9 protein-coding genes are annotated in these 7,836 nt (G+C 37.0%); 5 read left to right on the top strand and 4 right to left on the bottom strand.

The features are described 5' to 3' along the window. The 4 genes from WBM60_RS11605 to WBM60_RS11620 all read left to right on the top strand — a co-directional run. Positions 1-1,373: MBL fold metallo-hydrolase (locus WBM60_RS11605; protein WP_424283112.1), on the top strand; the 1,373-nt coding region annotated here is incomplete at its 5' end. A gap of 110 nt (positions 1,374-1,483) precedes the next feature. Continuing rightward, a complete protein-coding gene (locus tag WBM60_RS11610; protein WP_424276492.1) occupies positions 1,484-1,828 on the top strand; it encodes a rhodanese-like domain-containing protein in 345 nt (114 codons plus the stop codon). 37 nt (positions 1,829-1,865) lie between these two features. Then, the gene (locus tag WBM60_RS11615) at positions 1,866-2,135 is read left to right on the top strand and encodes a heavy-metal-associated domain-containing protein (protein WP_424276493.1); all 270 of its coding nucleotides are present in this window, start codon (positions 1,866-1,868) and stop codon (positions 2,133-2,135) included. Then, positions 2,135-3,190 (top strand): Tll0287-like domain-containing protein, encoded by a 1,056-nt coding sequence (locus tag WBM60_RS11620; RefSeq protein ID WP_424283113.1) that lies wholly within the window; start codon positions 2,135-2,137, stop codon positions 3,188-3,190. Before WBM60_RS11615 ends, WBM60_RS11620 begins: the two co-directional genes overlap by 1 nt. 12 nt (positions 3,191-3,202) lie before the next feature. On the opposite strand, the gene WBM60_RS11625 is transcribed toward WBM60_RS11620, so the two are convergent. The 4 genes from WBM60_RS11625 to WBM60_RS11640 are packed head-to-tail and all read right to left on the bottom strand — an operon-like array spanning position 3,203 to position 6,722. Further along, entirely contained in the window at positions 3,203-4,084 is an 882-nt protein-coding gene (locus WBM60_RS11625) for a sterol desaturase family protein (protein ID WP_424263184.1), read from the bottom strand. Positions 4,085-4,096: 12 nt separating this feature from the next. Beyond that, positions 4,097-5,038: a sulfurtransferase gene (locus WBM60_RS11630; protein WP_424283114.1), complete on the bottom strand. Its 942-nt coding sequence runs from the start codon at positions 5,036-5,038 to the stop codon at positions 4,097-4,099. Next, positions 5,022-5,501 (bottom strand): monoheme cytochrome C, encoded by a 480-nt coding sequence (locus WBM60_RS11635; protein WP_424279741.1) that lies wholly within the window; start codon positions 5,499-5,501, stop codon positions 5,022-5,024. The genes WBM60_RS11630 and WBM60_RS11635 overlap by 17 nt, the downstream gene beginning before the upstream one ends. Further along, positions 5,502-6,722: a sulfite oxidase gene (locus WBM60_RS11640; protein ID WP_424263178.1), complete on the bottom strand. Its 1,221-nt coding sequence runs from the start codon at positions 6,720-6,722 to the stop codon at positions 5,502-5,504. 359 nt (positions 6,723-7,081) lie between these two features. Here WBM60_RS11640 and WBM60_RS11645 point away from each other — a divergent pair, with 359 nt between their 5' ends. Then, positions 7,082-7,759, top strand: coding sequence for a DUF6799 domain-containing protein (locus WBM60_RS11645; RefSeq protein WP_424263176.1), 678 nt, complete (start codon positions 7,082-7,084; stop codon positions 7,757-7,759). Positions 7,760-7,836 lie beyond the last annotated feature (77 nt).

Genomic DNA, 7,836 nt, shown 5'->3' on the forward strand with positions numbered 1-7,836 from the left:
CTTATTATTTGGAGAGTAAAGGTGAAGCCGCAATATTTGATCCGTTGAGGGAGGTTGAACCCTATATTGCAAGAGCAAAAAAAGACAGAGCAACTATAAAATATGTATTTGAAACACATTTTCATGCCGATTTTGTAAGTGGTCATTTAGATCTAAAGAAAAAAACCGGTGCAGAAATTGTATTTGGCCCAACCGCTAAACCTGGATACGAAGCTACTGTTGCAAAGGACAATCAGATTTTTAAAGTTGGGGATTATCAGGTTAAAGTAATTCACACTCCAGGTCATACAATGGAGAGTACTACTTATTTGTTAATTGACGAGAATGGAAAGGAACATGGTCTGATAACCGGTGATACATTATTTATTGGAGATGTTGGCAGACCAGATCTTGCCCAGCATGTAGTTTCAGAACTTACTGAAGAAAAATTGGCCGGATATTTATTTGATTCACTTCGTAATAAAATCATGCCGTTAGATGATAATTTGATTGTTTATCCCAATCATGGGGCAGGTTCCGCATGCGGAAAAATGATGAGTAAGAAAACGACAGACACGCTGGGGCATCAGAAAAAAGTAAATTATGCACTAAGGCCTGATATGTCCAAAGATGAATTTATTAAGGAACTTCTTACAGGCTTAACAGCACCTCCTGGCTATTTCCCGCAAAATGTTTTGCTGAATATTAAGGGGTATGAGAGTCTTGACATTGTAAGAGAAAGAGGGGAAAAGCCGTTGTCCCCAAATGCCTTTGAAGTTGTTGCGAATGAAACGAATGCGCTAATGTTGGACACGCGCAAGCCTGAAGATTTTGCGAAAGGGCATATTCCCAATAGTATAAGTATTGGTCTTGATGGCAATTTCGCTCAATGGGTTGGAGAAATGATACCGGACGTAAAACAGGAAATTTTACTAATAACCTATCCGGATAAAGAAGAAGAAGCTATTACCAGACTTTCAAGAGTTGGTTATGACCATGCTATTGGTTTCTTAGATGGCGGATTTGTTGCCTGGCAAAAGGAGAAGAAGCAAGTTGAAAGAATTAAGAGAATTACGGCAAGTCAGTTTGAAAAGGCATATTTTGGGGAAGGACCACTTGCCTTTGATATAAGGAAAAAAAGTGAATTTGATTCTGAACATGTTATTGGAGCGATTAATATTCCTTTAAATGAATTAAATCAGCATCTTTCTCAATTTCCAAAAGATAAACCTTTTGTGCTGTATTGTGAAGGAGGTTACAGAAGTATGATCGCTGCATCTATCTTAATGCAGAGAGGTTGGGAAGATTTCGTTGATGTCTCGGATGGTTTTGATGAAATCAAAAAAACAAAGGTTGAAAAATCGGATTATATATGTCCGACAACCATGTTATAGAAAATTGTTTTAAAGTTTGTTTTGGTTGATTGTTACGGGAATGACCAGATTATTTTTTGGTCGTTCCCTTTCCTACCAAAAGTTTATTAATTATTTATAGAGAAATAACAATGTCATTATTTAAAACACTATTCGGGTTAAAAACCTTGCAATCAGATAAATTTGAGATTTTAGAAGTTTCAAAATATAAAGAGGCCATTAAAGGTCCGAAAGTTCAGTTGGTCGATGTTAGAACAGCCAAAGAATATAAACGGTGGCACATTGGAAAGGCCATTAATATTGATTTTTTTAATACAGTTGATTTTCAAAAATCGTTTGAAAAATTGCAAAAAGACAAACCTGTTTATCTCTATTGTCAGTCCGGAAACAGAAGTCAAAAGGCAGCAAGAAAACTTATTGCAATGGGATTTGAAAAGATTTATGATCTAAAAGGAGGAATAATAAGATGGGAATAGCGATGTAGATATTCAAACAAACAAAATAATATATATTATGAAGGCCTCAGTAATTGTTCAAAACCTCAAATGCGGCGGTTGTGCCAAAACCATCACCAGTAAATTATCAGAAATGGACCGTCTTTCAGACATTGATGTGGATACAGAAACGGCCACAGTTCATTTTACCTATGAAAATATGGATGATGCCATTTTAGTCAAGGATAAACTAAAAGCACTTGGATATCCTTCCATTGAGTATAGAAATAGTGCATCCGCTAAAGCACGTTCATTTTTAAGTTGTGCAAGCGGGAAAATATCGAAGTAATGAAACACCTATTGTTTATTACGATATTTTTATGCTTGGCCTCATGTAAAGACGCGCCTAAAAATGCCATTCATGCTATTGACAAAACCCCGGGAACTGAATTAGCAACTGATCAATCTCATCCGGGAAAAATTTTATTGGAAAAAGAATGCTATACCTGTCATAATCCTGAGACAGCGCAGAACGAAATGATAGCACCTCCAATGATGGCAGTTAAGAAACACTATCTTAAAGCAACAACTTCGAGAGACCAATTTGTTAAGGACATCATGTCCTGGGTGAAAGATCCCAGTGAGAAAAATTCCAGAATGCCGGGGGCCTTAAGAAAATTTGGAATAATGCCATATCAATCCTTTCCTGATGAGACAATTATACAAATTGCACAATATCTATATGATAATGATATAGATACTCCGGATTGGTTCCAATCACATATGGGTAAAGGCCAGGGGAAAGGAAAGGGCATGGGGAAAGGAAAGGGAATGGGGGAATGCTCCGGGAATTGCATGGGAAAAGATAAGGGACAGTGTAAACATATGGGAAAAGTATCCATAGACACCCTTAAAAAATATAAGAAGTTAGGTCAGAAGTACGCTGCCGCTGCAAAGGGTGCATTAGGTAAGAAATTAGTGCAGGCTATTACTGAAAAAGGTCCGGATGGCGCAGTTGAATTTTGTAATATAAATGCACTTCCACTAACAGACAGTCTGTCTTTAGCGAAAGGTGCTACAATAAGGCGTGTTACTGATAAGCCCAGAAACCCTTTAAACAAAGCCAATGAAAAGGAATTAACTTTTATAGCGGACTTTAAAGAAATACTGGCATCAGCTAAGGCCGTAGATCCAATTTTGGACATAACGGATGGGCAGATAGATTTCTATTATCCCATTACGACAAACGCCATGTGCCTTCAGTGCCATGGAGTGTCAGAAGAGCAGATATCAACATCCACTTTAGTTATACTGGATAAACTCTATCCAAAAGATATGGCCCGGGATTATCAGGACAACGAGGTCAGAGGAATCTGGGCCATAAGTTTTAAAGAAAATAATTAAATTATATATTACTTATTGCTCATCCTTAGGTTTCCCAAAACCATATAATTCCTGATGCACAAAATCATGTGGAAATTTTTCATCTCCTGGGAAACCAAGTTCTATCGTTCCACTGTCTTCCGGAACATAGTTAGTTTTAAAAATATAATCCCAAAGACTTAAACTTATTCCAAAATTAATACCATATCTCCCTTCAGGTAAAGCCTTTACATGATGGTAAAGATGCATGACCGGATTGTTAAAAATATACTTCAATGGGCCATAGGTAATTTTAATATTGGAGTGATTTAAATGACCAATAGCAATAGCAAGAAAATGAACCACATATGCCTGCTCCGGTTCAAATCCGCCCAGAATCATTACGCCGAAAACTTTTAGAGGTTTGTATAGGATATTCTCCATCCAATGATAGCGCAGATGGGCTGCAAAGCCCATTTCCTTTACAGAATGATGTACTTTATGAAAATTCCATAAGAAATGATACTTGTGAAGCAGGATATGAGTAAACCATTGCACAAAATCTAAAACAATAAAAAACAAAAGTAATTGTAACCACATGGGATATGAGGAAATATCTACTATAGCAAGACTTTTAGACGTAATTCCAATATCGCTGAATAATGCTTCTAATAAATTATAGAATCCGCTAATGGCTATAGCGAACATGAAAAAATTAAAGAACATATAAAAAGCGTCCAACCAAAAGTCTTTTCTAAAAATAGATTGGTCCTTCCGCCATGGAAAAAGAATTTCCAGAATCCAAACTGCTAATGAAATTACCACCAGTCCCCAAAAATAGTTTGTATACCAGGGGACATCAAAAATAATAGACTTCCAGGTCCAATTTACACTCCCCGAAAAAGCCGAAACAAATGCGTCAATATATTTTTCCATAATTATTTGATTTTATAATATAATACTATCTTTTTCATAAGGTAATTCGTCAAAATAACTCCATTCTACCCAGGATCCATCATAGTTCCAGACATTTTCAAATCCCATCAATTCTCTTAATACAAAGGTAGTCAAAGATGATCTGTAACCCGTATGACAATAAACAATAACCGTATCTTTTAAACCCATTTCCAAACCCTTGTAAATCTTTAGCAATTCCTCAATGGACCTGAACTTTTTACTGCCCTCGAGATCAACCGCATCTGCCCAATCTATGTGGATACTTTTTGGAATTCTTCCTCCTTTTGAGGCTCCTTTTTTTATATGGTTTCCTTTGTATTCTTCAGAACTACGGGTATCAATAAGAATAACATTTTTACTCTCATCGCTTATTAAATCCATTAGTTCGTCTTTATCAATCCACAAATTTTTACTGCTTTTTTCAGGAAGATAAAATTGGGTAGGGTTATATGAGAAGGGATCTGTGGTAAGTTTTCCACCCACACTTCCCCAGCTCTTTAATCCACCATTTAATATTTTCACCGAATCAAAATCATAGTTTTTTAATAAACACCATAAGCGCATAGCATCGGGTGAGCCCTTATCATCATAGACTACAATAAGATCATTGTTATCAATTCCTAATTCGCCGAAAAGAAGTTCAATATTTTTCTTACCGGCTCGCATTCCTATATATGGAAATGAACTATCAGAAACATCTGTTCGCCATATATTCAAAGATCCATAAATATGTCCTGTCTTATAATCCTCAGGATTTCTGAAATCAACTATTTTTATATTTTCGTCGTTTAAAGTTTTTAATAATTCTTTTGCCTCAATAAGATGCTCCGAAGAGGCATAATTTGTAATGACAAGGTTTGGATTTTCATTGATTCCCTTGCAGGATAGCAGCAAAATATACAAAACCGCATATATACTAATCCGTGAGTTCATACCATTCAATATCTGATAATATTTCACGTCTTCCTTTTTTCATAGGCGGGTAATTAGTAACCAGATAGTTTACAATTATTGCTTCATTATTTCCCAAATCCCATAAATTTTGCGTTTCCTGCATCCACCTGATGGTCGCAATCCAGCGTTCCTCATTCATTCTATTTTGGGTGACTAGTTTTGCAGAATGGCAATTTGTACAATTATTCACAACTGTCATTAAACCATCAGCTTCTATAAGACCGGTTCTGACATGTATGCCATTTTCAATCTTGTCAAAATCATCTGTTTCCTGGATAGAAACATATTCCGGCTCAACTTCTGATGCCTTTTTCCTGGTCCAATCAGGATTAGATAACAAAAACAGGATTCCGATTGCAGCTACAATGAATAAGCCGAATAAGCCCGCCATAAGTCTATAGATGGCTTTTACTTGTTGTTTGAACTTAGAGTGCTCCTGCATTTATGTAACCTTTACTGCAATTCTATGGCATGCGTTATTAAGGTAACCCTTTGGATTCCAGCCTGGTAATATCATGGGTTGACTTATACCGTTGGAATCCGTGGCCCGAGCCCAAACTTCATAATAACCTTCTTTTGGAAAGTCTATTGAAGCATTAAAATGTTGCCACGCCAATCTGTTTGCCGGTTTTTCTATTGGACAGGACTGCCAGGTGGAACCAAAATCTATGGAATATTCCATTTTTACTACTTCAAGCTCTCCGGCCCAGGCATGTCCCCGGATGTCCAGTTTTTTACCTTTATTAATCATAGCCCCCGATTTTGGATAGGTTATTAATGATTTTACAGGCATAGATTCGATAATGCACATATCCTCTTCTTTAACCTTTTCCCCAGGAGCTACAGGGTTACAAGGTACCCTATAAGCATCGCCGGTCATTTTGGTGCCATCATGTACCTTATTTCGAATACTGATTCTATTTATCCATTTCCCGGAAACTGAAGCCGGCCAGCCCCCGGCAATCAGCCGTAAAGGGTAGCCATGAGCTAATGGAATATCCTTGTTGTTCATTTTAAAAGCAAGTAAGGTTTCCTCTTGCAGTGCCTTCACCATCGGGGCACCACGGGAAATTGGCTCTTTCCCCGGATCCCTGCTTAAATGTACATCCGCAGCGTGATATCCAATGTAAACTGCGTCATCTTTTATTCCAACATCTTCCAAAACGTCTTTTAGCCTTATTCCGGTCCAGGTAGCACAGGAAACCGCCCCAATTGTCCATTGATTTCCCTTTGCGGGCGGGTCAAATTCACTTCGGCCATTACCGCCACATTCTAGGGTCAATTGGTAGGTATACTGTGGAAATTTTGTTTTTAACTCTGACAGGCTATATGTTTTCTCTTGCCTTACCGACTCTCCATCGAATGTCAAGGTCCAACTGTTAGCATCTATGTTTTCGGGAATTAGTCCATTATTTCGAATAAACATAAACTTGTTAGGCGTTATTTTATCATCCAAAAGGTGAGCCTTTGCTTCTATATTCCAGGGTTTGTCGTTTAACACTACCATCCCTTTATCCTTGTCAAACATTTTGAAGGGGTCAGGGTCCTGGAAGGCTAGTGGTTTGTAGCCTTCGGGCATAACCGAACCAAATACAATATCTGCTCCTATTACAGAGGCCATGGTGCCTATTGTCGCCTTTTTAACGAAGTTTCGTCTTTTCATTATTCAGTTTATTTCTAAAGAATCTAAATTAAGAATTTATTTAATAACGTAAGTGTAACAAATGTTACTATACTCCAAATATTAGTAAATTATACTTAAGAAATCATGTGGTTTCTGAGCAAAATCAGTGCGTGGTTGATTCATATATAGAACTCGAATCTTTTTAAAATAAGATATATACAATACGTAAATATGCGAATTTTGACACTCCTTAAATTTTGTAGAAAATTTCTCCTGAATGTAACATAAGTTCCACAAAACCCCTGTATTTGTTAAGGCTGCATGACTTAGGTCATTGTCCTGGTTGTTTTAGTCTTATAAGTTTGTAACATTATTTATTAATATTAAATCTCAATACCATGAAAAGAAATTTAGTTTTATTGGCGCTAATAGTTTTAGGATCTATGGCGCTTACGGCCCAGGAAAGAGATCAGGATAGAATTCAGGATCAAGACCGTACCAAATTGGTTATGGTTAATGGCGAAATGTTAGAATTAAGAGATCGGGCAGAAATGCGCCTTAAAGATAAACAGACCTTAGCAGACGGATCTGTGGTGTCTCCAGACGGTACATATCAAACCACAGATGGTGACCGCCTGAAACTGAAAAATGGGGAATGTTTAGATGGTGATGGTATCAAATATCGGAATGAATACCAGTACCGCTATAAAGTAGGTCAGGAGAATAAAGGATTAACCCAGGATCAAATTCGGGAACGAAATCAAAACAGAGTCCAATATACTTTGGTTGACGGAGATATGTATGTAGTAAGGAATCAGACACAGCAACGTTTACAAGAAAGTCTGGACCTTGGAAATGGAGTTGTAGTGAACCCTGATGGAAGTTTTCAAACAAGAGATCAAAAAAGATTACAACTGCAGGATGGACAATGCCTGAATACTAATGGTCAAATGTTTAGTAATATGTATCAGTATCGAAAAATGATCATCCAAAAAAATATGGCCCCTCAAAAAAAGATGATAAAAAAAGGTGTAAATAAGCCTACTGCGAAAAAGAAAAAAATAAGCAAAAAATAAACACTATAGAGGGCTCCTGTTCAATTCGGGGGCCCTTTATTTAAAGTAATCCAAAATGAAGATTCGACTTATTTTGA

This window comes from Eudoraea sp. (assembly GCF_049669105.1).
Taxonomy (GTDB): Bacteria; Bacteroidota; Bacteroidia; order Flavobacteriales; family Flavobacteriaceae; genus Eudoraea.